Here is a 26,800-nt window from a genome sequence, read left to right as displayed (position 1 = left end):
GGCCGGAACCCGGCCGGGGACCACAGTCCCGGCCATCAGCACTAGGTGTGTTCCGCAGGGGAAACGCACCCGGTTTTTCGCAGCTTGTCGCGAGGACAGTTCTGGGGACTATTCGCCGCGGGACTTCTGGATGATCTCGTCGGCAACTGCCTTCGGGACCTCGGCGTAGCTGTTGAACGTCATGGAGTACACAGCGCGGCCCTGGGTCTTCGAACGCAGGTCACCGATGTAGCCGAACATGCCGGACAGCGGGACGTGTGCACGGACAACCTTGACGCCCTGGGCATCCTCCATGGACTGCATCTGGCCACGGCGGGAGTTGAGGTCACCGATAACTTCACCCATGTATTCCTCAGGGGTGCGGACCTCGACATCCATCAGCGGTTCGAGCAGAACAGGGTTCGCCTTGCGTGCGGCTTCCTTGAAAGCCATACGGCCGGCGATCTTGAACGCCATTTCCGAAGAGTCAACATCGTGGTACGCGCCGTCAATCAGCGTGGCCTTGATGCCGACAACCGGGTAACCGGCCAGGACGCCGTCGTTCAGTGCATCCTGGATACCGGCGTCAACCGAGGGGATGTACTCGCGGGGAACGCGGCCACCGGTGACCTTGTTCTCAAACTCGTACAGCTCGCCTTCGGAGGTGTCCATCGGCTCGATCGCAATCTGGATCTTTGCGAACTGGCCGGAACCACCGGTCTGCTTCTTGTGCGTGTAGTCGTGACGCTCTACAGCACGCTTGATGGTTTCGCGGTAGGCAACCTGCGGCTTGCCAACGTTTGCCTCGACCTTGAATTCGCGGCGCATGCGGTCCACCAGGATGTCCAGGTGGAGTTCGCCCATGCCGGCGATGATGGTCTGGCCGGTGTCTTCGTTGAGGGAGACCTGGAAGGTCGGGTCCTCAGCGGAGAGCTTCTGGATGGCCGTGGAGAGCTTCTCCTGGTCACCCTTGGTGTTCGGCTCGATGGCAACTGAGATCACGGGCTCCGGGAAGCTCATGGACTCAAGGACGATCTGGTTGCTGGAGTCGCACAGGGTGTCGCCCGTGGTGGTGTCCTTCAGACCGATGGCTGCGTAGATGTGGCCCGCGGTAGCGCCCTCGACCGGCATTTCCTTGTTGGCGTGCATCTGGAACAGCTTGCCGATGCGCTCCTTCTTGCCCTTGGTGGAGTTAACCACCTGCGCGCCTGCTTCCACGTGACCGGAGTACACGCGGATGAAGGTGAGCTGGCCGAAGAACGGGTGCGCAGCAATCTTGAAGGCCAGTGCAGAGAACGGCTCTTCGGAAGAAGGCTTGCGGGTGAGTTCCTTCTCTTCGTCGCGGGGATCGTGACCGATCATCGGCGGGACGTCGAGCGGGTTCGGCAGGTAGTCGACGACTGCATCGAGCATCGGCTGAACGCCACGGTTCTTGAACGCGGAACCACAGAACACCGGGTAGATCTCGGAGTTGATCGTCATCTTGCGGATGCCGGCCTTGAGTTCATCGATGGTGATTTCTTCACCTTCGAGGTACTTCTCCATGAGCTCCTCGGAGGCCTCGGCGACGGCTTCCACGAGGTCTGCGCGGTATTGCTCGGCCTTGGCCTTGAGGTCTTCCGGGATCTCGCGGATTTCGTACTTGGCGCCCATGGTGACGTCACCCTTGGCATCGCCAGGCCATACGAGCGAACGCATGTAGAGCAGGTCGACGACGCCGATGAAGTCGTTCTCGGCACCGATCGGCAGCTGCATGACCAACGGCTTGGCACCGAGGCGGCTGATGATGGTGTCCACGGTGAAGTAGAAGTCAGCGCCCAGCTTGTCCATCTTGTTGACGAAGCAGATGCGCGGAACGTTGTACTTGTCAGCCTGGCGCCAAACGGTTTCAGACTGCGGCTCAACGCCTTCCTTGCCATCGAAGACGGCGACTGCACCGTCGAGGACGCGCAGGGAGCGCTCGACCTCAACCGTGAAGTCCACGTGGCCCGGGGTGTCGATGATGTTGATCTGGTTGTTTTCCCAGAAGCAGGTCACGGCGGCAGACGTGATGGTGATGCCGCGTTCCTTTTCCTGTTCCATCCAGTCGGTGGTCGAAGCGCCGTCGTGCGTTTCGCCAATCTTGTGGTTCACACCTGTGTAGAACAGAATGCGCTCGGTGGTGGTGGTCTTGCCGGCATCGATGTGGGCCATGATGCCGATGTTGCGGACCTTACTAAGGTCTGTAAGCACGTCCTGTGCCACGGTGTCTCCCTTTCGGATGGACTACGCGTTCGCCGCCGGCTCGTCGGAGCCGGCGGCGTACGGGAAGTTTTACCAGCGGTAGTGGGCGAAGGCCTTGTTGGACTCGGCCATCTTGTGGGTGTCTTCGCGACGCTTCACAGCGGCACCGAGACCGTTCGAGGCATCCAGGATTTCGTTCTGGAGACGCTCGGTCATCGTCTTTTCGCGGCGGGCCTTGGAGTAGCCGACCAGCCAGCGCAGGGCGAGTGCGGTGGAGCGGCCCGGCTTGACCTCAACCGGAACCTGGTAGGTGGCGCCACCCACACGGCGGGAGCGGACCTCGAGGGAAGGCTTGACGTTGTCCATGGCCTTCTTGAGGGCTGCAACGGGGTCGCCGCCGGACTTCGCGCGGGCACCCTCGAGGGCACCGTAAACGATGCGCTCGGCGGTGGACTTCTTACCGTCAACCAGCACCTTGTTGATCAGCTGGGTAACCAGCGGGGAGCCGTAGACGGGATCTGATACGAGCGGCCGCTTCGGGGCCGGACCCTTGCGAGGCATATTACTTCTTCTCCATCTTTGCGCCGTAGCGGCTGCGCGCCTGCTTACGGTTCTTCACACCCTGGGTATCGAGGGCACCACGGACGATCTTGTAGCGGACACCGGGAAGGTCCTTCACACGACCACCACGAACGAGCACAATGGAGTGCTCCTGAAGGTTGTGGCCAACACCGGGGATGTAGGCGGTAACTTCGATACCACCGTTGAGGCGCACACGTGCAACCTTACGCAGAGCCGAGTTCGGCTTCTTCGGGGTGGTGGTGTAAACGCGGGTGCAAACACCGCGGCGCATCGGGCTGCCGTTCAGCGCGGGTGCCTTGGTCTTTTTGACCTTAGGCGTGCGGCCCTTGCGGACCAGCTGGTTAATCGTAGGCACTTTCGTGTTCTCCGTTGGTTGATCTCTGCCCCGCGCCAGGCGACAGCCTGTGTTGCGTGAGAGCTTTGGCGTTGTCCCTGCGGCTTCGGATCCGAAAGGGTCCGTGGGCGTGCAAAAGTGCGGCATTCGTTGCGCACGTAGCCCGCAACCCGGAAACAGGCTCCACCCAACATCATGAGAACAAAACCGAAATGATGCTGCGGCGGCCTTCATCCACTGCCACACAGAACAATTACACAAAGTCTAGCATGGCTTGATCTGGAGCCTTAATCGGGTGTAGGGCGCAAAAGGGGAAGGACCCCGCACTGAGTGAGTGCGGGGTCCTTCCTTGGCATTGCAGACTACAAGGGCAGGGCGGCAGGGTCCCTACGTGGCGCGGAACGCGACACGAAAGGGCCCGCCGTGCCCGCTAGCGGAAGTCGTTTCCGAGGTCGTAGTCATCCAGCGGGATGGCGTGGAACTCAGGAGCTCCGTCGCCGCCCAGCGTGTCGTAGGAGAAATCGCTGAACGCGCTCGGGCCGGTGAACAGGTTGGCCTTTGCTTCTTCAGTCGGTTCCACCGTGATCTCGGTGTAGCGCGGGAGGCCCGTGCCGGCCGGGATCAGCTTACCGATGATGACGTTCTCCTTGAGGCCGAGCAGGGGATCGCTCTTGCCTTCCATGGCCGCCTGCGTCAGGACGCGGGTGGTCTCCTGGAAGGAAGCTGCGGACAGCCAGGACTCGGTGGCCAGCGACGCCTTGGTGATACCCATGAGCTCAGGACGTCCGGAAGCCGGAGTCTTGCCCTCGGATACCACGCGGCGGTTGGCGTCCTCGAAGCGGCTGCGCTCGGCCAGCTCACCCGGGAGCAGGTCGGAGTCGCCGGATTCGATGACCGTGACGCGGCGCAGCATCTGGCGGACGATGACTTCCACGTGCTTGTCGTGGATGCCAATGCCCTGGCTGCGGTACACGCCCTGCACTTCGTCCACGAGGAACTTCTGTGCGGCACGCGGGCCCATGATGCGCAGGACCTGCTTCGGGTCGACCGGACCGTTGATGAGCTTCTGGCCCACCGTGACGTGCTGGCCGTCTTCGATCAGGAGGCGCGACCGGCGCAGGACCGGGTAGGCGATCTCTTCGGAACCGTCGTCCGGAGTGATCACCAGGCGCATCTGGCGCTCGGATTCCTCGATGGTAATGCGGCCGGCTGCTTCCGCAATCGGCGCCACACCCTTCGGGGTACGCGCTTCGAAGAGCTCCTGGATACGGGGCAGACCCTGGGTGATGTCGTCGCCACCGCTGGCGGAAACAGCACCACCGGTGTGGAACGTACGCATGGTCAGCTGGGTACCGGGTTCACCGATGGACTGCGCGGCGATGATGCCCACAGCTTCACCGATGTCCACGGTCTTGCCGGTTGCCAGCGAACGGCCGTAGCACAGGGCACAGGTTCCGACGCTGGACTCACAGGTGAGCACGGAGCGGACCTTGACCTCGGTGATGCCGGCTGCGAACAGCTCAGCGATCACGACGTCGCCGCAGTCGGTACCGCCAGCAGCCAGGACGTTGCCCTTGGAGTCAACGACGTCCACGGCCAGCGTACGGGCGTAGGCGCTGTTCTCGACGTTCTCGTCCAGGGTCAGCTCACCGTTGGCGTCAGCCACGGCGATCGGCGTGACAAGGCCGCGTTCGGTGCCGCAGTCCTCTTCACGGACGATGACGTCCTGCGAGACGTCCACCAGACGACGGGTCAGGTAACCCGAGTTGGCGGTACGCAGCGCGGTGTCGGCAAGACCCTTACGTGCACCGTGCGTCGCGATGAAGTATTCCAGCACCGACAGGCCCTCGCGGTAGGAGGACTTGATCGGACGCGGGATGATTTCACCCTTCGGGTTGGCCACGAGGCCACGGATACCCGCGATCTGGCGGACCTGCATCCAGTTACCACGTGCACCGGAGGACACCATGCGGTTGATGGTGTTCATCGGCGACAGGCTGTCGCGCATGACCTGGGCGATCTCGTTGGTTGCCTTGTTCCAGATCTCGATCAGTTCCTGGCGACGCTCGTCGTCGTCGATCAGGCCCTTGTCGTACTGTCCCTGGATCTTGGCGGCGCGCTCCTCATAACCGGCGAGGATGGCCGGCTTCTCCACCGGAACCTCGATGTCGGAGATGGCGACGGTGACGCCCGAGCGGGTGGCCCAGTAGAAACCGGCGTCCTTGAGGTTGTCCAGCGTTGCGGCCGTGACAACCTTCGGGTAGCGCTCCGCGAGGTCGTTGACGATGCGGGAAAGCTCGCCCTTGTCGGCAACAGCCTCAACCCACGGGTAGTCCTCGGGCAGGGTCTCGTTGAAGAGAACCTGGCCCAGGGAGGTGTCCACCAGTGCGGGCTGACCCTGCTCCCAGCCTTCCGGAGCTTCCCAGCCGGCGTAAGGAACAAAGCCCTCGAGACGGATCTTGACCTGGGAGTTCAGGTGCAGCTGGTGGGCGTCGAAGGCCATGATGGCCTCGGACACGGAGCCGAAGATCCGGCCTTCACCGGCTGAACCCACACGCTTGGTGGTCAGGTGGTAGAGGCCGATGATCATATCCTGCGAAGGCAGGGTCACCGGACGGCCGTCAGACGGCTTCAGGATGTTGTTGGACGACAGCATCAGGATGCGTGCCTCAGCCTGGGCTTCGGGGCTCAGCGGCAGGTGGACTGCCATCTGGTCGCCGTCGAAGTCGGCGTTGAACGCGCCACAAACCAGCGGGTGGAGCTGGATGGCCTTGCCTTCAACAAGCTGCGGCTCGAATGCCTGGATACCGAGGCGGTGCAGGGTAGGTGCACGGTTGAGCAGCACCGGGTGTTCGGTGATGATCTCTTCCAGCACGTCCCAGACCTGCGGACGGTAGCGCTCGACCATGCGCTTGGCCGACTTGATGTTCTGCGCGTGGTTGAGGTCAACCAGGCGCTTCATCACGAACGGCTTGAAGAGCTCCAGCGCCATCTGCTTGGGCAGGCCACACTGGTGCAGCTTCAGCTGCGGCCCGACGACGATGACCGAACGGCCGGAGTAGTCGACGCGCTTGCCGAGCAGGTTCTGGCGGAAACGGCCCTGCTTGCCCTTGAGCATGTCGCTCAGGGACTTCAGCGGACGGTTGCCCGGTCCGGTGACCGGACGGCCGCGGCGGCCGTTGTCGAAGAGGCTGTCAACAGCTTCCTGAAGCATGCGCTTCTCGTTGTTGACGATGATCTCCGGAGCACCCAGGTCAAGCAGTCGCTTGAGTCGGTTGTTGCGGTTGATCACGCGGCGGTAGAGGTCGTTGAGGTCGGAGGTTGCGAAGCGGCCACCGTCCAGCTGGACCATCGGGCGCAGTTCCGGCGGGATCACCGGGACGGCATCCAGCACCATGCCGAGCGGGCTGTTGTTGGTGGTCAGGAACGCGTTGACCACCTTCAGGCGTTTCAGGGCGCGGGTCTTGCGCTGGCCCTTGCCGTTGGCGATGATGTCGCGCAGGTTGTCGGACTCGGCCTGCATGTCGAAGTTCTCAAGACGCTTCTTGATGGCTTCGGCACCCATGGAGCCCTCGAAGTACATGCCGTAGCGGTCACGCAGCTCGCGGTACAGGCCCTCGTCACCTTCGAGGTCGGCGACCTTCAGGTTCTTGAAGCGGTCCCAGACCTGCTCGAGGCGCTCGATCTCGGCGTCGGCGCGCTTGCGGACGTTCGCCATCTGGCGGTCAGCGGAGTCGCGTGCCTTCTTCTTGTCGGCAGCCTTCGCACCCTCGCCCTCGAGACGGGCAAGCTCGTTCTCAAGGTCGCGGGCGATCGCGGCGATGTCGGAGTCGCGGTTGTCGATCAGCTGCTTCTTCTCGACGTCATGCTCAACCTGCAGGTTGGGCAGTTCCGCGTGGCGGTTTTCTTCGTCGACGCTGGTGATCATGTAGGCAGCGAAGTAGATGACCTTTTCGAGGTCCTTCGGAGCCAGGTCAAGGAGGTAGCCCAGGCGGGAGGGAACACCCTTGAAGTACCAGATGTGGGTTACGGGAGCAGCCAGTTCGATGTGGCCCATGCGCTCACGGCGCACCTTGGCGCGGGTGACCTCAACGCCACACCGCTCACAGATGATGCCCTTGAAGCGCACGCGCTTGTACTTGCCGCAGTAGCATTCCCAGTCACGGGACGGGCCGAAGATCTTCTCGCAGAAGAGGCCGTCCTTCTCGGGCTTGAGCGTGCGGTAGTTGATGGTTTCCGGCTTCTTAACCTCGCCGTACGACCAGCCGCGGATGTCTTCCGCGGTGGCGAGGCCGATCTGCATGAGGCCGAAGGAGGATTCGCTGGACATATGGTCCCTGTTCTCTCTTGTTCTCTAAATTCTGAAGTCTTGGTTGCGGGAAGGGTCGAGGGGCCGACGGCGGGTGGTCACCACCCGCCGTCGGGAGCCCTGCTAGACCTCTTCTACGGAGCTGGGCTCTGCACGAGACAGATCGATGCCCAGTTCTTCCGCAGCCGTGAAGACTGCGTCATCAGAGTCACGCATTTCAATTGTGGTTCCGTCGGTGGAAAGAACTTCCACGTTCAGGCACAGCGACTGCATTTCCTTGATCAACACCTTGAAGGATTCGGGAACACCCGGCTCAGGGATGTTCTCGCCCTTGACGATCGCCTCGTAGACCTTCACACGGCCGTGGATGTCATCGGACTTGATCGTGAGCAGTTCCTGGAGCGTGTAGGCGGCGCCGTAAGCTTCGAGCGCCCACACTTCCATTTCACCGAAGCGCTGGCCACCGAACTGTGCCTTACCACCCAGCGGCTGCTGCGTGATCATGGAGTACGGGCCGGTGGAGCGGGCGTGGATCTTGTCGTCCACCAGGTGGTGGAGCTTCAGGATGTACATGTAGCCGACCGAGATCGGATCCGGGAACGGCTCGCCGGAGCGGCCGTCGAACAGGCGGGTCTTGCCCGAGGAGTTGATCAGGCGTTCGCCGTCACGGGTCAGGTTGGTGGAGTCCAGCAGCCCGGTGATTTCCTCTTCGCGGGCGCCGTCGAAGACCGGCGTTGCAACAGTGGTCTGGCCACTCTCGCGCGGCAGGTTCGGCAGCTGCTTGGCCCACTCCGGCTCGCCTTCGATCTTCCAGCCCGTCTTCGCGACCCAGCCGAGGTGCGTTTCCAGCACCTGGCCGACGTTCATACGGCCCGGAACACCCAGCGGGTTCAGGACGATGTCAACGGGAGTACCGTCGGCAAGGAAGGGCATGTCCTCGATCGGGAGGATCTTGGAGATAACACCCTTGTTGCCGTGGCGGCCGGCGAGCTTGTCGCCGTCGGTGATCTTGCGCTTGGCAGCCACGTAGACGCGGACCAGCTGGTTGACGCCCGGGGGCAGTTCGTCGTCGTTGTCGCGGTCGAAGACGCGCACGCCGATGACGGTGCCGGACTCGCCGTGCGGAACCTTCAGGGAGGTGTCGCGCACTTCGCGGGACTTCTCGCCGAAGATGGCGCGGAGCAGGCGCTCTTCCGGGGTCAGTTCGGTTTCACCCTTCGGGGTGACCTTTCCGACCAGGATGTCGCCGGCTTCGACCTCGGCACCAATGTGGATGATGCCGCGCTCGTCCAGGCCTGCCAGGACTTCCTCGGACACGTTGGGGATGTCACGGGTGATTTCCTCGGCACCAAGCTTGGTGTCGCGGGCATCGATCTCGTGCTCCTCGATGTGGATGGAGGAAAGAACGTCCTCGGCAACGATGCGCTGCGAGAGGATGATGGCGTCCTCGAAGTTGTGGCCTTCCCATGACATGAATGCCACGAGGAGGTTCTTACCAAGGGCGAGCTCGCCCTGGTCCGTTGCCGGGCCGTCGGCGATGATGCCGCCAACTTCCAGGCGCTGGCCTTCGTTCACCAGGACACGGTTGTTGTAGCAGTTGCCCTGGTTGGAGCGGGCGAACTTGTTGATGCGGTAGTTGGTTTCCGTGCCGTCGTCGTTGAGCATGATGACGAGCTCGGCGGAGACCTCGGTAACCACACCGGCCTTCTTGGCGATGGTGACGTCACCGGCGTCGACCGCTGCAGCACGTTCCATGCCGGTGCCCACGAACGGGGCCTCGGAGCGGACCAGCGGCACAGCCTGGCGCTGCATGTTCGCGCCCATGAGTGCGCGGTTGGCATCGTCGTGCTCGAGGAACGGGATCAGGGCGGTTGCCACGGACACCATCTGGCGCGGGGAAACGTCCATGAACTGCACTTCGGCGGCGGGAACGAGCACCGGCTCGCCTCCACCACCGCGGGCACGGACCAGGACGGTCTCTTCAGCGAAGCTCTTGTTCTCCTCGAGCGGAGCGTTGGCCTGTGCGATCAGGACCTCTGCCTCGTCGTCGGCCGTCAGGTACTGGACGTCGTCGGAGACGACGCCGTCCTTGACCAGGCGGTACGGCGTCTCGATGAAACCGAAGGGGTTGATGCGGCCGTAGGAGGCCAGCGAACCGATCAGACCAATGTTCGGGCCTTCAGGGGTTTCGATGGGGCACATACGTCCGTAGTGGGACGGGTGGACGTCTCGGACTTCCATGCCGGCACGGTCACGGGACAGACCGCCGGGGCCCAGCGCGGACAGGCGGCGCTTGTGGGTCAGGCCCGAGAGCGGGTTGTTCTGGTCCATGAACTGGGACAGCTGGGAGGTTCCGAAGAACTCCTTGATGGCTGCCACCACGGGACGGATGTTGATCAGGGTCTGCGGCGTGATGGCCTCGACGTCCTGCGTGGTCATGCGTTCGCGGACGACGCGCTCCATACGGGACAGGCCGGTGCGGACCTGGTTCTCGATGAGCTCGCCGACCGCGCGGATGCGGCGGTTGCCGAAGTGGTCGATGTCATCGATCTCGACGCGCAGCTCGTGGTCTGCGCCATCGCGCTTGCCCATGAGGGTCTTCTCGCCGGCGTGCAGCGCGACGAGGAACTTGATCATGGCGACGATGTCTTCAACGTGCAGGACCGAGGCTTCCTTGTCGCCAAGGGAGCGGTCGATGCCAAGCTTGCGGTTGATCTTGTAGCGGCCAACCTTGGCCAGATCGTAGCGCTTGGAGTTGAAGTACAGGTTGTCCAGCAGGGACTGGGCAGCCTCGACTGTGGGCGGCTCGCCCGGACGCAGCTTGCGGTAGATGTCCAGCAGGGCGTCTTCGCGGGTTTCGGTGGCGTCCTTCTCCAGCGTTGCACGCATGGAGTCGTACTGGCCGAACTCCTCGAGGATCTGGCCTTCGGTCCAGCCGAGGGCCTTCAGCAGCACCGTGACCGACTGCTTGCGCTTGCGGTCGAGGCGCACGCCGACCTGGTCGCGCTTGTCGATCTCGAGCTCGAACCAGGCGCCGCGGGACGGAATGATCTTTGCTGTAAAGATGTCCTTGTCGCTGGTCTTGTCAGCGGTGCGCTCAAAATAAGCGCCCGGGGAACGGACCAGCTGGGAAACGACGACACGCTCGGTGCCGTTGACGACGAAGGTGCCCTTCTCGGTCATCAGCGGGAAGTCACCCATGAACACGGTCTGCTGCTTGATTTCGCCCGTGTTGTTGTTCATGAATTCGGCCTTGACGTACAGCGGTGCCGAGTACGTAGCGTCCCGGTCCTTGCATTCAGCCATGGTGTACTTCGGGTCAGCGAACTCTGGATCGGAGAAGCTCAGGGACATGGTGCCCTGGAAGTCCTCAATCGGGGAGATCTCTTCGAAGATGTCGGAAAGACCGGAGGTGGTGGCGACACTCAGGTCGCCTTCTTCGACGGCCTTCGCAACGCGGGCCTGCCAGCGTTCATTTCCGACCAGCCAGTCGAAGCTGTCCGTCTGCAGGGCAAGCAGATTCGGAACGTCAAGAGGTTCGTGAATCTTTGCGAATGAGAGTCGGCGAGTTGCACCGTCGGTGCTTGCCATATTAGCGGTTTCGTTATTAGAGGTGCTCGAGGCGACCAAGAGGGATCCTTCCACAGACCTTCAGGCGTTTTCAGATCTCCCCCGCTTTCACCCTGCGAAGTGACTTCGCAGTGCTACCATCCGGTTCCGCTATATGACCCGGGACCTGGTTCTGACCATGCTGGTGACGTTGTTCACGGCACATTGATGGAACAGCTAACAGGCTAAGCCCACCGCTATATGAAGGCTGAAGGTAAACAGGGAAGACGCAAATATCTACGATACGGCAAAACCCCACGCGTGTCTACCCCACTTGCCAGCAGAATGCAAGCACCGTTGCCGCGGGCACCTAACCGGAATGCGCTCCGCCTCCCCAGCGTTTGAATGGATAGGTGACCGGGCTCACGATACCCTTAGGCCAACCCTCGACAAAGATCGGAAGAAACAAACCATGAGCAATTCCGCGGACAACAGCGACGTTGTCATCCTGTCCGGCGCGCGCACTCCGCAGGGCCGGCTGAACGGGCAGCTGGCCAGCTTCACCGCCGTCGAACTCGGGGCGCACGCCATCAAGGCGGCCATCGCGGCGAGCGGACTGGAAGCCGATCGGGTGGACGCGGTCATCATGGGCCAGGTCCTGCAGGCCGGGGCCGGGCAGAACCCTGCCCGGCAGAGCGCCATCGGCGCGGGCATCGGCTGGAACGTCCCCAGTGTGACCATCAACAAGGTCTGCCTTTCCGGGCTGACCGCGGTGATCGACGCGGCGCGGATGATCCGTGCCGGTGACGCCACCGTCGTCGTCGCCGGCGGCCAGGAATCGATGACGCGCGCTCCCCATGTCCTCCCCGGCTCCCGCCAGGGCTGGAACTACGGGACCGTCCAGGCACTGGATGTTGCGGCGCACGATGGCCTGACCGATGCGTTCGACGGCCAGTCGATGGGCCTTTCCACGGAATCCAAGAACCTCATACTGGGCATCGACCGGACCGCCCAGGACACCGTGGCCGCCAACTCCCACCAGCGCGCCGCCATCGCCTCCAAGAACGGGGTTTTCGACGACGAGATCTCACCGATCAGCGTCAAGCAGCGCAAGGGTGATCCCGTGGTGGTGTCTGCCGACGAGGGCGTCCGGCCGGACACCTCCGTCGAGTCCCTGGCCGGCCTGCGGGCCGCCTTCGTCACCGACGGCACCATCACCGCCGGCAACTCCTCTCCCCTGTCCGACGGCGCCTCCGCCCTGGTCCTGGCCTCCCGCAAGTTCGCGGAGGAGAACGGGCTGGAGTACCTGGCTGTGGTGGGCAAGCCCGGGCAGGTCGCCGGACCTGACAATTCCCTGCACTCCCAGCCCTCCAACGCCATCCGGAACGCCCTGGACCGCGCCGGCTGGAGCACCGCGGACCTGGACTTCATCGAGATCAATGAGGCCTTCGGTTCAGTGGCCGTTCAGTCCCTCAAGGATCTGGACTACCCGCTGGAGCAGTGCAACATCCATGGCGGCGCCATCGCCCTGGGCCACCCGATCGGCGCCTCCGGTGCACGGCTGGCACTCCATGCTGCCCACGAACTGAAGCGCCGCGGTCAGGGCAAGGCTGCCGTCTCGCTCTGCGGCGGCGGCGGGCAGGGCGAGGCCCTCCTGCTGTTCCGCGACTGATGAACGGCAGGGAGCGCTTCCTTGCCGACGCCGCTGCCCGCGGCCTGGACGTCCAGCTGGTGGAGCGGCTGGCCGCCCATAGCCTTGAGGAGGCGGCCGCGATCCTGGGCATCAGCCCGGCGGACATTGTGAAGTCCCTCGTGGTGAAGCATAAGGACGGCAGCTTCCTCTTCGCCCTTATCCCCGGCGACCGACAGATCTCCTGGCCCAAACTGCGCAGCCTGGTCGGCGTCAATAAGCTCTCGTTGCCGCAGGCGGACGTGGCACTGGAAGCCACAGGCTATGAGCGCGGCACCATCACGCCGCTCGGCAGCACCACCGCGTGGCCCGTCTATGCGGACCGGAGCATCGCCGGCAAGCGGATTTCCATGGGCGCGGGCCAGCACGGCTACAGCGCTTTCGTGGACGCGGACGCCCTGGTATCCGCCCTCGGCGCCGTGCTCGCGGACATCAGCGATCCCAACTGAGGTCCCCAAAGCAACGCGGGGTCACTTAGCGCCCAATTCGACGTTTGGATTGGGCGCTAAGTGACCCCGCGTTGCTGTTAAACACAGGAATCCCCGCCCACCGGAGTGGACGGGGATTCCTGAACAAGCAGTGTTACTTGAGGGTAACGCGGGCGCCAGCTTCTTCGAGCTGAGCCTTTGCCTTCTCGGCAGCTTCCTTGGTGGCGCCTTCGAGAACAGCCTTGGGAGCGCTGTCAACCAGGTCCTTGGCTTCCTTGAGGCCCAGGGAGGTGATGGCGCGAACTTCCTTGATCACTGCGATCTTCTTGTCGCCAGCAGCTTCGAGGATGACGTCGAAGTCGGTCTTCTCTTCGGCTTCCTCGGCGGCAGCGCCACCGGCGGGGCCGGCGACCGCAACAGCAGCAGCGGTAACTTCGAAGGTCTCTTCGAAGAGCTTGACGAACTCGGAGAGCTCGATGATGGTCAGTTCCTTGAAAGCTTCAATGAGCTCTTCGTTGCTGAGCTTCGCCATGGTGTGGCGTCCTTCCTATAAAGGTGGGCGGGGCTTGATGCCTGCCGTTCCACCGGAGTCTTTTGGGGAGAGAGTTAGTTCTCTTCGGCAGCGGCTTCGGCCGGAGCCTCAGCTGCCGCTTCTGCGTCAGCTTCTGCGGCGGGAGCTTCTTCAGCGGCGGGAGCTTCGGCTTCAGCCGGAGCACCGTTCTCTTCTTCAAGCTTGAGGCGCAGTGCGTCGATGATGCGTGCAGCAGCGGCAGCAGGAGCCTTGAGGATGCCTGCAACCTTGGCGAGCTGCAGCTCGCGGGACTCGAGTGCTGCCAGGGCAGCAACTTCGCTGGCGTTCAGTGCCTTGCCCTCGAAGTAACCGGTCTTGATGACCAGCTGCTTGTTGGCTTTGGCAAAATCCGTCAGGCTCTTGGCAGCTGCAACTGCGTCACCCTTGATGAACGCGATTGCAGTGGGGCCGGCGAGCTGGCCGTCGAATGCTTCGACACCAGCTTCCTTGGCTGCAATGGCGGTCAGGGTGTTCTTGACGACCGCGAACTTGGTGTCCTGGCCGAGAGAAACACGCAGCTGCTTGAGCTGTGCAACGGTGAGCCCACGGTATTCGGTCAGGACAGCGGCGTTCGATTCCTTGAAATCGTTAGTGATCTCAGCTACTGCTGAAACCTTGGTAGGCGTTGCCATAACCCTCCTTCCGGGGATAGTGCCGGTATTCCGGGTCCCCGCTCAGGTGAGCTAAAACTAAAAACGCCCCGCGCAGATGCACGGGGCTTGGCTCAACGCTGTCCATGACAGCGGAACTTTGCTTCGTTCACCTGCGCCGGCCGCCCTATGTTCAGGGTCCTTCGTCCGGAAACCCACTGGCTCTTCCGCACACAACTGCAGAGTTGAGCTGAGCTCGAAAGAGTGGGAATCCAACAACCGACGGTCTTTGGTAGTTCAAGCTTAGGGGACGGCCCTGCGCATTACCAAATCGGCAGCTCCGCCGCGGCCGGGGCCTAACTCCTGCTGGGTCCAAGGTCCGGCAGTTCCTTCTGCCAGATGCCGGTGACTCCCGCCGTCGTAAATCCGAGCTGGCGGTTGACCGTGAGCAGATACCGGTTTTCCGGGGCGTTCCAGGTGTAGATGACCCGCGCAGCGGGGAACTGCTCGGTAAGGCGCTCCATGTTCGCAACTTTGATGAGCAGGCCGAGCTTGTTGCCCCGGTGCGCCTGCAGCACCACCGTGTCGTCCTGGAAAACGACGTCCTGGCGCTGCGCCAGGACACTGATGGTGGTCAGCCCCACCAGCGTCTCGGTGGCGATGTGTTCGACGGCGGTTACCACCGTCCGCCGCCCCTGGGAGATCGTGACTTCCTCGGCTTCGCGCAGGATCTTTGCGTCGAAGACCATGCTGTCGGCGTCCTCCGCCGGTCCGGCGTCGCCGCCGGCCTGGTTTTCCAGGGCTGCCACCGACTCCAGCCAGCGCTCCGGGCAGCGGTCAGTCCAGTGGTGCAGCCGGTAGCGGCCGTTATTGGCTTCCGCCGCCTCCGCCTCGAGCTCGGCCACGAGCTTGCTGTCCAGCGGCAGGGCGCACGAGCTGAACTGTTCAATGTGCTGCAGCGTGTAACCGGTGCGCTGGGCGAATTCCACCTCGCGGCTGCCCAGCGGCACGTAGCCCTGGCCCGTTCCGGGCACCAGCTGCTCGGGCGCGAATTCGTGCAGGGAGGCCCCGGGGTGGTTCGTGTCCACCAGGATCATGGTGCGGCCCTCATTCCGGGCGAAGTGTTCCGCAGCCTCCAGCAGCTGCCTGCCGACGCCCTGGCGCTGGTACTCGGGGAGGATGTCCAGGGTGAACTCAGCCAGGTCCAGGTTGTCGGCGAGGGGAAGGGCGATGTCCACGGTGCCCACGATGTCGTCGTCGACCTTTGCCACGAGGATCACCTGGCGCTCGTACGGGTCGTCCAGTTCGAGGAGCTTTTCCAGCGGCGTGTAGGCGAGGTCGTCGCTGCCCCAGGTATCCATCCGGACCTTCCGCCCCACCTCCACCGCAGCGAGGAAGTCCTTTGCGTCGGCAGCGTCCACCGAGTCCGGAATCCACAGCCGCTCGATCCGCACCTTTGTTGCCATCATCCCCAGCCGTTTCCGCCGCTCGCCTCACAAGGCTGCGGGCTTGAGTCGCGGTGTATCCGTCGCCAGCATATGCCGGTTAGCGCCGGCGCTGCCACTCACCGTCATACCCTGCCGGACGGAACCCGAGGGCAAAGTTAATGGCAAGCATGTGGTCATTCTCGGCGGCGTTGAATGTCACGACCCGCTCCACTTCGGGATGGCCCTGCTGCAGGCGCCGCAGATTGAGCACCTTAACCAGCATCCCCAGCCGGTGGCCGCGGTGAGCCTTGGCCACCAGAGTGTCGTCCTGTACAGCCAGCCACGGTTTTTCACCCGAGTACTGCAGCACCGAGTAGGCGGCCAGCTCGCCGCTGTCCTTGTGGCGGGCCACCGCCACCAGCGACTCCTGGCCCGTCCGCTTCCATTCGTCCTCGACATGCCGGACGCGCTTGGCGTCCCACACTTCGGCGTCGTAATGCAGCTCCCCTGCCGGAGAGTCCGTGCTCATCCTGGACATGAGGAGGGCCATTTGTTCCACATACTCTTCGGGGCAGCGGTCCGTCCAACCAAGAATCTGGTATTGGTCCCCGGCGATGCCGGCCGCCTCGCGTTCCTGCGCGTCCAGGACACCGTCCGACGGCGGCAGGTCCAGTGCGCTGAAACGCGTCACCTGCTCCAGGGTGTAACCGGCCGCCACGGCAAACCGCACGCTGCGGGCCGCGGCCGGGACCCCGCCCGTGCCCGTGCCGGGTTTCAGGATCCCCAGGCCGTCCGGGTCGAACCCCGGAGCGTGCTCGGTGTAGGACTGCAGGGTGGTGCGCCCGTGCTCAGCCGCCAGCTCCTCCGCATGCCGCAGGAGTGCCTGACCGATGCCACGGCCGCTGAACTCCTGGAGGACGTCCACCCTGAGAAACGCGTCCTGGAGGTTCTCCTGTTGCGTAAACCTGACCCAGGATCGTGCTGCCATGCGGCCGTCCAGCCGTACGAAAAAGAGCTGCAGGTGCTCATAGTCGTCGTCGCGCCACGCTTCCAGCCGTGCCGCTCGCGGGGTGGCCCGGTCCAGGTTGCCCCAAAGCTCCAGCACGACGGCATCGCTGAGGTCGCTGAATTCGAGGAAGTCGGTGGCATCAGGCGCGTCGAGCGACGCAGGCAGGAAAAGCGGCTCGATCCGGTAGGAGGGCGTCGTCACCGGATCAGCCTAGCCGCAACGCCCTCACTCCAACAGACTGCCGATCCATCAGACTGCAGGCCCAACTGACTGCACCTGCAGACGCAACCAGCGCACCCGTCTGGAGTCCCGGCGTCGTACTTCCGGGCAACGAACTTCCGGGCAACGAAAAGGACCACCGGTAAGCAAAAGGACCGCCCGGCAAAATGCCGGACGGTCCTTTTGGGGCTGGCCGGAGATCCGGCCGAGGTTCGCGAGACTTATGCCTCGATGAGAACCTTGGTGACGTTGGGGTCAACGGAGATGCCGGGACCGAACGTGGTGGCAACGGTTGCCTTCTGGATGTAGCGACCCTTGGAAGCGGAAGGCTTCAGGCGGAGCACCTCTTCGAGGGCAGCTGCGTAGTTCTCGGCCAGCTTGACGGAGTCGAACGAAACCTTGCCGATGATGAAGTGCAGGTTGGAGTGCTTGTCGACGCGGAAGTCGATCTTGCCGCCCTTGATGTCGTTGACAGCCTTGGTGACGTCGGGGGTGACGGTGCCGGTCTTCGGGTTCGGCATCAGGTTACGCGGACCCAGGACCTTACCGAGGCGGCCAACCTTGCCCATGAGGTCAGGGGTGGCAACGGCTGCGTCGAAGTCGGTCCAGCCGCCGGCGATCTTTTCGATCAGGTCATCGGAACCAACGAAGTCGGCGCCGGCAGCGATTGCTGCTTCGGCCTTCTCGCCCGTGGCGAACACGAGGACGCGGGCGGTTTTACCGGTGCCGTGCGGCAGGTTGACGGTGCCGCGCACCATCTGGTCGGCCTTGCGGGGGTCGACGCCCAGGCGGAAGGCGACCTCAACGGTGGCGTCGAACTTGGACGGGTTGGTGTCCTTGGCGAGCGTTACTGCCTCGAACGGCGCGTAGAACTTCTCCGCGTCGATCTTGGCGACGGCTGCCTCATATGCTTTGCTGCGCTTTGCCATGCTGCTTATTCTCCTTGTGCAGTTGTGGTCTGCGGACCGCGCTGGGCCCTGCCACAGCCACTAGTCCGGCTGTTGTATCCGTGCCGGAACTGGCGGCATTTCAATGTTTCAGTGGTGCCGGTTGCCCGGCGGTGCTGCCCGGCGTCGTTCCCGGTGTCCCGGACCCGTCGCCGCATCAGCGGGGAATTAACCCTCGACGGTGATGCCCATGGAGCGGGCCGTGCCGGCGATGATCTTCGCTGCGCCTTCCAGGCTCGTGGCGTTGAGGTCTTCCATCTTGGTGGTGGCGATCTCGTTGACCTGGGCCTGGGTCAGCTTGGCAACCTTGACGGTGTGCGGGGTAGCCGAACCCTTGGCAACGCCTGCAGCCTTCTTGATGAGCTCTGCAGCCGGCGGGGTCTTGGTGATGAACGTGAACGAACGGTCTTCGTAGACGGTGATTTCAACAGGAATAACGTTGCCGCGCTGGGCTTCCGTCGCAGCGTTGTACGCCTTGCAGAATTCCATGATGTTGACACCGTGCTGGCCAAGCGCAGGACCGATCGGCGGGGCCGGGTTAGCGGCACCTGCCTGGATCTGCAGCTTGATGAGGCCGGTGACCTTCTTCTTGGGAGCCAATGTAGGGTCCTTCTCTCAAATGCGTCCTGGGACACAGGAGCGTGCCTCAGGTGGTTGACCGCCATGGCGAGGCGGTCGGCCGTTCCGGAACTGCTAAAGCGGGCCGCTCCGAAACGAAATCCGTGGTGATCAGCTAGATCTTGGTGACCTGGTTGAAGGCCAGTGTGACCGGTGTCTCGCGTTCGAAGATGGACACCAGCACCACGAGGGTCTGGGAATCCACCTTGATCTCGGAGATCGTGGCGGGAAGGGTCTCGAACGGGCCTTCCTTGACGATGACCGACTCGCCGACCTCGAAGTCGACGTTGACCGGGGCGGCAGCCTGCTTGGTGGGCTTGCCCTTCTCCGCCTGCTCCTCTTCGAAGACCGGGGCGAGCATGGAGAAGACCTCATCGAGGCGCAGCGGCACGGGGTTGTGGGCGTTGCCCACGAAGCCGGTGACACCGGGGGTGTGGCGGACGGCGCCCCACGAGGCGTCGGTCAGGTCCATGCGGACCAGGACGTAGCCGGGGATGCGGACGCGGTTAATGACCTTGCGCTGAGCGTTCTTGATCTCAACGACTTCTTCCATCGGAACCTGGATTTCGAAGATGTAATCTTCCATGTCCAGGGTCTGGATGCGGGTCTCAAGGTTGGCCTTGACGCGGTTTTCGTAACCGGCGTAGGAGTGGATGACGTACCAGTCACCCTCCTGGCGGCGCAGCTTGGACTTGAACTCTTCGGCGGGATCTGTGGCCTGGGCGGCAGCAGCGGCCAGGACGTCAGCCCCGTCGTCGCCTTCCTCGGCGTCCTCTCCAGTCACGTCGTCGGCGTCAGTCTCGGCCTCAGCGTCGTCGTCGCCTTCGGAATCAGCGTCGGTCACGTCGTCGGCGTCAGTCTCGGCCTCAGCGTCGTCGTCGCCTTCGGAATCGGCGTCAGTCACGTCGTCGGCGTCAGTCTCGGCTTTAGCCTCGTCGTCGCCTTCGGAATCGGCGTCAGCGTCGCCTTCGGAATCGGGTGCAGCAGACTCAACCTCGGAACCCTCAACGGCGTCAGCCGCGGGGTTCTGGGTTTCATCCAGCTCAGTCTCAGTTACCTCGAGCTCCTGCTCAGACACTTGGTCTCCTGCTTCCTCATTGCTTATTGCCTATTTAAATGGCTCAATTCCGCACACTGCGCAGCTCCTTACCGATTCCGGTCAGGGAGTCAACGCAGTCTGCGGACCGATCGCCTTAGCGGCCCGTGGCGCCTGTACCGCCAAGGACCCAGCCCACCGCGGTGCCGAACGCCAGGTCCAGCAGGGTGACGATGACCATCATGATGACTACGAAAACGAGCACCACGAGCGTGTAGTTGATCAGTTCCTTGCGGGTGGGGGCGACGACCTTCTTCAGTTCGCCAATGACCTGGCGGATGAAGAGTGCGATGCGAGCGAAGAAGCCAGCCTTGGCGGCTTTCTTTGCAGGGCGGCCCTTGGAGCTGCTTGCAGCTGTTTCGGTCACCTGTTCCTCACTCATCCTCGCAAGCCGGAATTACCCGGCTCTGAACTGAACCTTTGGTTGCTGCGCTTGCTCCGGCTTTTCACCGGAACAGCCTGCGCAGGGCAGACAGGACTCGAACCTGCAACCTGCGGTTTTGGAGACCGCTGCGCTACCAATTGCGCCACTACCCTATGGATCGAAAACCGATGGAGGCCGCACTTCCCCAAGGTCGTCTGGGGCGCACGCCATCATCTGTGTTTTCAACACCGGAAAACTAGTCTACGCAACAACTGCGCTTACGTCGAACCAGCCTCGTTTCGGACCGTTTTTGGCTTCAGGATCTGCGCCGCACCGCAGTCACAAATCCGTGTTCCACCTCGAACGATCCGGTGAACAGCATAGAGTAGATTCCGTCGAAATCCACCATTCAGCTGACCAGCTGCAAGCGAAGAACGGACCCGCCATGTCTTCCGCCCGCGTTTCCCAACGCATTTCCGCCATTGCCGAATCCGCCACCCTGGCTGTCGACGCCAAGGCCAAGGCGCTGAAGGCGGCCGGCCGGCCGGTGATTGGCTTCGGTGCGGGCGAGCCCGACTTCCCCACCCCGGACTACATCGTCCAGGCCGCCATCGTCGCCGCCAGCCAGCCGAAGTACCACCGCTACTCCCCCGCCGGCGGCCTGCCCGAACTGAAAAAGGCCATCGCCGAGAAGACGTTGCGCGACTCCGGTTACAAGGCTGACCCCGCCCAGGTGCTGGTCACCAACGGCGGCAAGCAGGCGGTCTACAACACGTTCGCTACCCTCGTGGATCCGGGCGATGAAGTGATCGTGCCCACGCCGTTCTGGACCACCTACCCCGAGGCCATCCGCCTCGCCGGCGGCGTCCCGGTGGAGGTCTTTGCCGGCCCGGAGCAGGATTACCTGGTGACCGTGGAGCAGCTCGAGGCAGCCGTCACGGACCGCACCAAGATCCTGCTGTTCGTGTCGCCGTCGAACCCCACGGGTTCCGTCTACTCGCCCGAGCAGGTCGCCGAGATCGGGAAGTGGGCCGCCGCCAAGGGACTGTGGGTGGTCACCGACGAGATCTACGAGCACCTGACGTACGACGGTGTCCCCTTCACCTCCATCGCCACCGCGGCCCCAGAACTGGGCGACAAGGTAGTGATCCTCAACGGCGTGGCCAAGACCTACGCGATGACCGGCTGGCGCGTGGGCTGGATGATCGGCCCCGCCGACGTCATCAAGGCGGCCACCAACCTGCAGTCCCACGCCACCTCCAACGTGTCCAACATTCCGCAGGTTGCTGCCCTGGCGGCGGTCTCCGGCCCGCTCACCGCGGTGGACGAGATGAAGGTCGCCTTCGACCGCCGCCGGAAGGCCATCGTGGCCGGGCTGAACGCCATCGAAGGCGTTGAATGCCCGACGCCGAAGGGCGCCTTCTACGTGTACGCGGACGTCCGCGCGCTGCTGGGTAAGGAATTCCCGACGGCGAACGGTACGGCCCGCCCGGAGACCTCGGCCGCGCTGGCCGCCCTGATCCTGGATGAGGTTGAGGTCGCCGTGGTCCCCGGCGAGGCGTTCGGCCCGTCCGGCTACCTGCGCCTCTCCTACGCCCTGGGCGACGAGGACCTCGCCACCGGCGTCGGCCGCCTCCAGGACTTCCTCGGCAAGGCGCAGTAACCCAACGCTCGATCACTTCCTGCAGAAAATGCCTAAACGCTCCCGCACCAACATAAGGTGCGGGAGCGTTTGGGCTAGAGGAGGCGGCGTTCGACGGCCCACTTGGTCAGTTCGTGCCGGCTGGAGAGCTGCAGCTTCCGGAGCACGGCCGACACATGGGTTTCCACGGTTTTGATGGAGATGAAGAGCTCCTTGGCCACCTCCTTGTAGCTGTATCCGCGGGCGATCAGCCGCATCACCTCGAGTTCCCGGGCCGACAGCTTGTCCAGCTCGTCGTCGGCAATGTCGGCCGGGGCCGTGCCGAAAGCGTCCAGGACAAAGCCTGCCAGCCGCGGCGAGAACACGGCGTCGCCGCCGGCAACCCGGAAGACGGCGTTGGTGATTTCCGCACCGGAAATGGTCTTGGTGACATAGCCGCGGGCTCCCGCGCGGATGACTGCCACGACGTCTTCGGCGGCGTCGGACACGCTCAGGGCGAGGAACCGGGTGGTGGCCAGAAGCGCCGCGGAACCGGTGATGACTTCCCGCCCTCCCCCACCGCGGCCGCCAGGCAGGTGCACGTCCAGCAGCACCACATCGGGCAGGGCTGCGGCAATAACCTCGATGGCCTGTTCCACCGTGCCGGCTTCGCCGACCACCACAACGCTCGGGTCCAGGTCAGCCTTCAGGCCGGACCGGAAAATCGCGTGGTCGTCCACGATCACAACCCGGACCGTTTTCGCCGGGCTGACAGCCACGCCTGCTCCTGCTGGTGTACTCATGGTTTCCCTTCCCCGTTGTCCGCGACGGCCGCAGGCAGCCTAAGGCGCACCTCGGTGCCGTCGGTTCCGCTGTCAATTACGGCATTTCCGCCGTGCCGTTTCATCCGGCCAATGATTGATTCCCGTACGCCCAGCCGGTCGTGCGGGACCGTGTTCAGTTCGAAGCCCGCGCCGCGGTCCTTGACGAACACTTCCGCGCCGCCTTCAGACACCTCGAGGTAGACGGAAACGGGACCGCCGCCGTGGCGGGCGGCGTTGAGCATGGCCTCGCGGCTGGCCTGGACCAGCGCCTCATGGCGCTCGGTCATCTCCGTGTCGCCCACCGTCACGACGTCGACGGCGTTTCCGAGCCCGTCTTCAACCTCGGCGGCGGCGGCCTTGATCCGGTCCGAGAGCTGGCCGGCGTCGCGGGTGGGGTCCTTGAAGAGCCAGCCCCGGAGCTCGCGCTCCTGCGCCCGGGCAAGGCGGACGACGTCGTTCTCGTTGCCGGCGCGGCGCTGGATCAGGGCAAGCGTCTGCAGCACGGAGTCGTGCAGGTGGGCGGCGATCTCCGCCCGCTCGGTCTCCCGCACCCGTCCGGCCCGCTCGGTCTCCAGGTCGCGCCAGAACTTCAGGCCCCAGGGCAGCAGCACCAACGCCACGCCGCCCAAGACGGCCACGGACGCGAGCAGCGCGAGCCAGGTCTGCTGCCATGAGCCCGACCCGGAGACCATGACCAGCACCCCGGCTACCACGAGCGCCAGGCCCGCCGCCAGCCGCGCCCAGCCGCCCGCCTGGTCCGCCTTGGTCTTATCCACCAGCCCGGCGCGCCGGGTCTCATCCAGCTGCATCCAGGCGATCGCGGCGCCGCCGAGGATCGCCGCGGCCGGGATCAGCGTGCCCAGGGGGACCTCCACGCCCAGCAGCCTGGCGATCAGGATGGCGGCGACGAGCAGCAGCCCGGCGCCCAGCAGGATCTCCTTGCCGTAGCGCATGCTCCGGATCCGGAACCATGTGCCGGCCCCGGGAGCGGCGGCAGGCGCCGGGGGCTGGAAGGCGGTGCCGGCGTCGTACTCTCCCGCGGGCGGCGGGCCGGCGGGGGCTGAAGGGAGCATGCCCGGTGAAGGAACCATGCCCGGCGAAGGAACGACGGCGGGGGCCGGGCCGGGCGGCAGACTCACGGGCGGCAGGCTCACGGCCGGAGCAATGGGCGACGCCGGCCGGCGGGCATTGCGTTTGGCGTTCTCGTCCGCGGTGGGAACCATGATCCACAGCCACGCGTAGAACGCGAGTCCTGCACCCCCGGCGAAGGCAGCGACCACCATGCCGATCCGGACCATGCGCACCGGCCAGCCTAAGTGGACCGCCAGGCCGCTGCAGACGCCGGCGATCACGCGGTCACTGCTGCGGACCAGCGGAGGGCGGACGGGGGCTGTGGTCATGCATCCATCCAAACACGGATCAGGGTTCCCGGGGCCCGTTGTGGGGGTGAACCCGGGGTAAGTCAGGGACGGGTCAGGGTGTTCCCCAATAGAGGACTGACCAGCGGAAACGGCACTATCGAAGTATGAACTCGCAGAACCCCAACCCCAATGATGGCCAGCAGCCAGCCAGCCCCTCCGAGGGCACCACCGGCCCGGAACCGGAGCACCCAGCAGAGCCGGAACAGCACGCCGCCTCGGAAACTCCCACCGCTTCGGAAAACGCAGAACCGGAAATCCCCACCGAGCCGCTGCTCCCGCCGCACGCCTCCGATGAACCCCCGCACACCTCCGCCGGGGCCACCCCTCCATCCGGAACGCACGCAGGGCCGCAGGCCGGAATGCACGCAGGGCCCGCTTACGGCGCTCCTGCGTACGGCGCTCCCGGCTTCGGCCGGCCCGCCCAGCCGCTGAACTTCTTCGACTGGATCCGCAGCCACGGCGTACACCGGGGGCGCGACCGCTGGATCGGCGGCGTCTCAAGCGGCATCGCGGAAAGGATGGGCATCGATCCCCTGATCGTGCGCGGCATCTTCATCGTGCTGACGCTCTTCGCAGGCATCGGCGTCCTCCTGTACGGCCTCGGCTGGGCCCTGCTGCCTGAGCCCGACGGCCGGATCCACACCCAGGAGGCTGGCGCCGGCCGCTGGAGCACCGGCATGACCGGCGCGCTCATCACCTCGATCCTTGGCCTCACCGGCTTGGGCGGCGGCTTCTGGGGTTGGGGCCACGACGGCTTCGGCTTCTTCTGGGCGCTGTTCTGGATCGGCGGAGTGATCTACCTGATCTACTTCCTGAGCCAGCGCAACAAGAACCGGAGCGGAGCACCCGCGGGCAGCACCCCCGGGGGCCGGGCGGCCTACGGCTATGCCGCCGCCGGCACACCGCCGGCGGCTGCCTCAGCCGGATCCTCCGCACCGCCGTTCCCGTCTTCCTCCTTGGCCGCCGGCGGCCTCACGCCGGCTCAGCCCTTCACGGTACCGCCGACACCGGACGCTATCCCGTCGTACGGCTCCACCGCCCCTGCAGCCCCGTACGGCGGCGGCGTTCCCCCGCGCCGGCCCGCGCCGGTACCCGCCCCCGTTCCGGCGCCCAAGCCGAGGCCAGGCGGCCCGGGTGCTCCGGCCGTGGCAATCACTGCCGGACTGGCGCTGCTGGCGGGCGGCGCACTTAAGGCGCTCGACGCCGGCAACCTGGTTGATCTGGGCGATTCGCCCAACGCTGTGGTCTGGGCAGCCGGCGCAGCCGTCCTAGGCCTTGGCATCCTGCTGGCCGGACTGCGGGGCAGGACCTCGGGTGTCCTCGGGTTCTTTGCCGTGGTGGCTCTCATCGTTGGCGGCGTCTTCAGCGCAGTGCCCAACGGTGACCGGTTCCGATTCCAGAACGCGGACTGGAATCCGGTCAGCATCGAACAGGCCCGCCAGGGCTTCCAGATCACCGGAGGCCGCGGAACTGTGGACCTGACCGGCCTGAACCTGACCCCGCCCCTGGGCACCGACGTCGTGATCCCCCTCGACGCCACAGCCAGCAACGTAACGGTCATCATTCCGCGCACCGTGCCGGTGGATGTCCGGGCCGACATGACCCTGGGCAACCTGAACGAGGGCACGGACAGCCGCAGCGGCATCACCTCCCGTCAAAGCAGCTACAACTCGGACAAGCCGGGCGCCAGGCTGATCCTCCAGATCGACGGCACCGTCAGCAACGTCACCATCCAGGAAGGAAACTGACATGAGCAGTTTTGATCCGTCACCGGAAACAAACAAGTTGCCCAGACCGTCCACGGCAGGAAAGGACGAACCCGCCGAAGCGCCGGCTCGGGTGGGCACCATCGTCTGGGGGCTGGTGGTCCTCGCCCTGGCCGTCCTGATCGTCATCTCGCAACTGGGGATCGTGGTTCTGAACGGGACATATGTGCTGATCGGCCTGATGATCGGGGCCGGGGCCGCGCTGGTGATCGGCGGGCTGCTCTCAGCAAGAAAACGTGACAAGAGCAAAACAAACGGGAAGTCTTGAACCATGGAAAAGTTCTTCAGCATTGTCAGGGGCCTTGGCCTAAAGCGCGGACCGCAGCGCTGGCTGGGCGGCGTGTGCGGCGGAATCGCCGAGAAACTGAACGTCGATGTGGCATTCGTCCGGATCGGGTTCCTCATCTTTTGCCTGCTGCCGGGCCCGGCCATCGTGTTCTACCTCGCGGCCTGGCTGGTCCTTCCGGATCAGAACAACTCGATTGCCCTTCAGTCCTTCCTCGAAAAGCGCGGCATAGGCCAGTAGGAACCGCCCCCGGCGGCAGCCACCGTCGTCCGTTAGTACAGTGCCCCCGTCCGTACCTGGACGGGGGCACTGCGCCGTCCCTGCTCATGCCGAATCCGGTGATCGGGGTTCCCCGAAGGTGTAACCGTTTGTGTCCCACCCCACACTCCCCACTAGAATCTCTAATTGAGCTCAGCGTGGCGCTCTGCCCGTAAACCCCTTCGAACCAGGATTTGAGCCAAGAAAATGAAAATTGGAATCCTCACCAGCGGCGGCGACTGCCCCGGACTGAACGCCGTTATCCGCGGCGCTGTCCTCAAAGGCATTGCCATCCACGGCCACGAATTCGTGGGGTTCCTCGACGGCTGGCGCGGCGTGGTTGAGGGTGACGTCATCCCCATTCCCCGTACTCTTGTCCGCGGTATCGCCAAGCAGGGCGGCACCATCCTGGGCACGTCCCGGACCAATCCGTTCGAGAACGGCGGCGGACCGGACGTCATCAAAGCCCACATGGACCGGCTGGGGATCGACGCCATCATCGCCATCGGTGGCGAAGGAACCTTGGCTGCCGCCAAGCGACTCACCGACGCCGGGCTGAAAATCGTCGGCGTTCCCAAGACCGTGGACAACGACCTCGACGCCACCGACTACACCTTCGGCTTCGACACGGCGGTGCAGATCGCTACTGAGGCAATCGACCGGCTCCGGACCACCGGCGAATCCCACCA

The 26,800-nt window shown here is 64.3% G+C and carries 22 protein-coding genes and 1 tRNA gene; 7 read left to right on the top strand and 16 right to left on the bottom strand.

What is annotated here, in order from left to right; genetic code table 11:
- Positions 1-108 precede the first annotated feature (108 nt).
- The 5 genes from fusA to rpoB all read right to left on the bottom strand — a co-directional run bounded on the left by fusA (position 109) and on the right by rpoB (position 11,057).
- Positions 109-2,223, bottom strand: a complete 2,115-nt coding sequence (gene fusA / locus AC1DFE_RS00115; protein ID WP_476903922.1) for an elongation factor G — start codon at positions 2,221-2,223, stop codon at positions 109-111.
- A gap of 69 nt (positions 2,224-2,292) precedes the next feature.
- Complete coding sequence (gene rpsG / locus AC1DFE_RS00110; RefSeq protein WP_003803829.1) at positions 2,293-2,763, bottom strand: 30S ribosomal protein S7; 471 nt, start codon at positions 2,761-2,763, stop codon at positions 2,293-2,295.
- A 1-nt stretch (position 2,764) separates the two neighbouring features.
- Positions 2,765-3,139 (bottom strand): 30S ribosomal protein S12, encoded by a 375-nt coding sequence (gene rpsL / locus AC1DFE_RS00105; RefSeq protein ID WP_018773658.1) that lies wholly within the window; start codon positions 3,137-3,139, stop codon positions 2,765-2,767.
- A gap of 409 nt (positions 3,140-3,548) precedes the next feature.
- Entirely contained in the window at positions 3,549-7,448 is a 3,900-nt protein-coding gene (locus tag AC1DFE_RS00100) for a DNA-directed RNA polymerase subunit beta' (protein ID WP_476903921.1), read from the bottom strand.
- Positions 7,449-7,550: 102 nt separating this feature from the next.
- Positions 7,551-11,057, bottom strand: coding sequence for a DNA-directed RNA polymerase subunit beta (gene rpoB / locus AC1DFE_RS00095; RefSeq protein WP_476903920.1), 3,507 nt, complete (start codon positions 11,055-11,057; stop codon positions 7,551-7,553).
- A gap of 391 nt (positions 11,058-11,448) precedes the next feature.
- On the opposite strand from rpoB, the gene AC1DFE_RS00090 reads away from it, so the two are divergent.
- Both AC1DFE_RS00090 and AC1DFE_RS00085 read left to right on the top strand, forming a co-directional pair.
- A complete protein-coding gene (locus AC1DFE_RS00090; RefSeq protein WP_476903919.1) occupies positions 11,449-12,648 on the top strand; it encodes an acetyl-CoA C-acetyltransferase in 1,200 nt (399 codons plus the stop codon).
- Positions 12,648-13,115 (top strand): aminoacyl-tRNA deacylase, encoded by a 468-nt coding sequence (locus tag AC1DFE_RS00085; RefSeq protein ID WP_476903918.1) that lies wholly within the window; start codon positions 12,648-12,650, stop codon positions 13,113-13,115. Before AC1DFE_RS00090 ends, AC1DFE_RS00085 begins: the two co-directional genes overlap by 1 nt.
- 133 nt (positions 13,116-13,248) lie before the next feature.
- Here AC1DFE_RS00085 and rplL read toward each other — a convergent pair whose 3' ends face one another.
- From rplL to AC1DFE_RS00040, 9 genes are all read right to left on the bottom strand, one after another.
- A complete protein-coding gene (gene rplL / locus AC1DFE_RS00080; RefSeq protein ID WP_476903917.1) occupies positions 13,249-13,626 on the bottom strand; it encodes a 50S ribosomal protein L7/L12 in 378 nt (125 codons plus the stop codon).
- Between the two features lie 74 nt (positions 13,627-13,700).
- On the bottom strand, positions 13,701-14,297 hold the full coding sequence (rplJ, locus tag AC1DFE_RS00075) for a 50S ribosomal protein L10 (protein WP_111905186.1): 597 nt from the start codon (positions 14,295-14,297) through the stop codon (positions 13,701-13,703).
- Between the two features lie 314 nt (positions 14,298-14,611).
- Positions 14,612-15,721 (bottom strand): GNAT family N-acetyltransferase, encoded by a 1,110-nt coding sequence (locus tag AC1DFE_RS00070; RefSeq protein WP_476904358.1) that lies wholly within the window; start codon positions 15,719-15,721, stop codon positions 14,612-14,614.
- Positions 15,722-15,800: 79 nt separating this feature from the next.
- A complete protein-coding gene (locus tag AC1DFE_RS00065) occupies positions 15,801-16,892 on the bottom strand; it encodes a GNAT family N-acetyltransferase (RefSeq protein ID WP_476903916.1) in 1,092 nt (363 codons plus the stop codon).
- A 239-nt stretch (positions 16,893-17,131) separates the two neighbouring features.
- Positions 17,132-17,839, bottom strand: coding sequence for a 50S ribosomal protein L1 (gene rplA, locus AC1DFE_RS00060; protein WP_476903915.1), 708 nt, complete (start codon positions 17,837-17,839; stop codon positions 17,132-17,134).
- Positions 17,840-18,025: 186 nt separating this feature from the next.
- On the bottom strand, positions 18,026-18,457 hold the full coding sequence (gene rplK / locus AC1DFE_RS00055) for a 50S ribosomal protein L11 (protein WP_018773647.1): 432 nt from the start codon (positions 18,455-18,457) through the stop codon (positions 18,026-18,028).
- A gap of 133 nt (positions 18,458-18,590) precedes the next feature.
- Entirely contained in the window at positions 18,591-19,553 is a 963-nt protein-coding gene (gene nusG / locus AC1DFE_RS00050; RefSeq protein WP_476903914.1) for a transcription termination/antitermination protein NusG, read from the bottom strand.
- Between the two features lie 115 nt (positions 19,554-19,668).
- Positions 19,669-19,953 (bottom strand): preprotein translocase subunit SecE, encoded by a 285-nt coding sequence (gene secE, locus AC1DFE_RS00045; protein ID WP_476903913.1) that lies wholly within the window; start codon positions 19,951-19,953, stop codon positions 19,669-19,671.
- 82 nt (positions 19,954-20,035) lie between these two features.
- Positions 20,036-20,108, bottom strand: a tRNA-Trp gene (locus AC1DFE_RS00040).
- A 272-nt stretch (positions 20,109-20,380) separates the two neighbouring features.
- On the opposite strand from AC1DFE_RS00040, the gene AC1DFE_RS00035 reads away from it, so the two are divergent.
- Positions 20,381-21,598, top strand: coding sequence for a pyridoxal phosphate-dependent aminotransferase (locus tag AC1DFE_RS00035; protein WP_476903912.1), 1,218 nt, complete (start codon positions 20,381-20,383; stop codon positions 21,596-21,598).
- A 74-nt stretch (positions 21,599-21,672) separates the two neighbouring features.
- Here the strand turns inward: AC1DFE_RS00035 and AC1DFE_RS00030 are convergent, their stop codons facing one another.
- Positions 21,673-22,359, bottom strand: a complete 687-nt coding sequence (locus tag AC1DFE_RS00030; protein WP_476903911.1) for a LuxR C-terminal-related transcriptional regulator — start codon at positions 22,357-22,359, stop codon at positions 21,673-21,675.
- Positions 22,356-23,780 (bottom strand): ATP-binding protein, encoded by a 1,425-nt coding sequence (locus AC1DFE_RS00025; protein WP_476903910.1) that lies wholly within the window; start codon positions 23,778-23,780, stop codon positions 22,356-22,358. Before AC1DFE_RS00025 ends, AC1DFE_RS00030 begins: the two co-directional genes overlap by 4 nt.
- A 125-nt stretch (positions 23,781-23,905) precedes the next feature.
- Between AC1DFE_RS00025 and AC1DFE_RS00020 the strand changes: the two genes are divergently transcribed.
- From AC1DFE_RS00020 to AC1DFE_RS00005, 4 genes are all read left to right on the top strand, one after another.
- Entirely contained in the window at positions 23,906-25,549 is a 1,644-nt protein-coding gene (locus AC1DFE_RS00020) for a PspC domain-containing protein (protein WP_476903909.1), read from the top strand.
- A gap of 1 nt (position 25,550) precedes the next feature.
- Positions 25,551-25,835 (top strand): hypothetical protein, encoded by a 285-nt coding sequence (locus AC1DFE_RS00015; protein WP_476903908.1) that lies wholly within the window; start codon positions 25,551-25,553, stop codon positions 25,833-25,835.
- Between the two features lie 3 nt (positions 25,836-25,838).
- Positions 25,839-26,093 carry a PspC domain-containing protein gene (locus AC1DFE_RS00010; RefSeq protein WP_476903907.1) on the top strand — a complete coding sequence of 85 codons (255 nt, stop codon included), beginning with the start codon at positions 25,839-25,841 and terminating at the stop codon, positions 26,091-26,093.
- Positions 26,094-26,318: 225 nt separating this feature from the next.
- Positions 26,319-26,800, top strand: a 482-nt coding sequence (locus AC1DFE_RS00005) for a 6-phosphofructokinase (protein ID WP_476903906.1), incomplete at its 3' end; no start/stop codon positions are given.

The sequence above is a fragment of the Arthrobacter sp. 05T423 genome (assembly GCF_056396245.1).
Note: the sequence above shows the minus strand (reverse complement) of the source record. Positions and strands in the feature narration are given on the sequence as shown.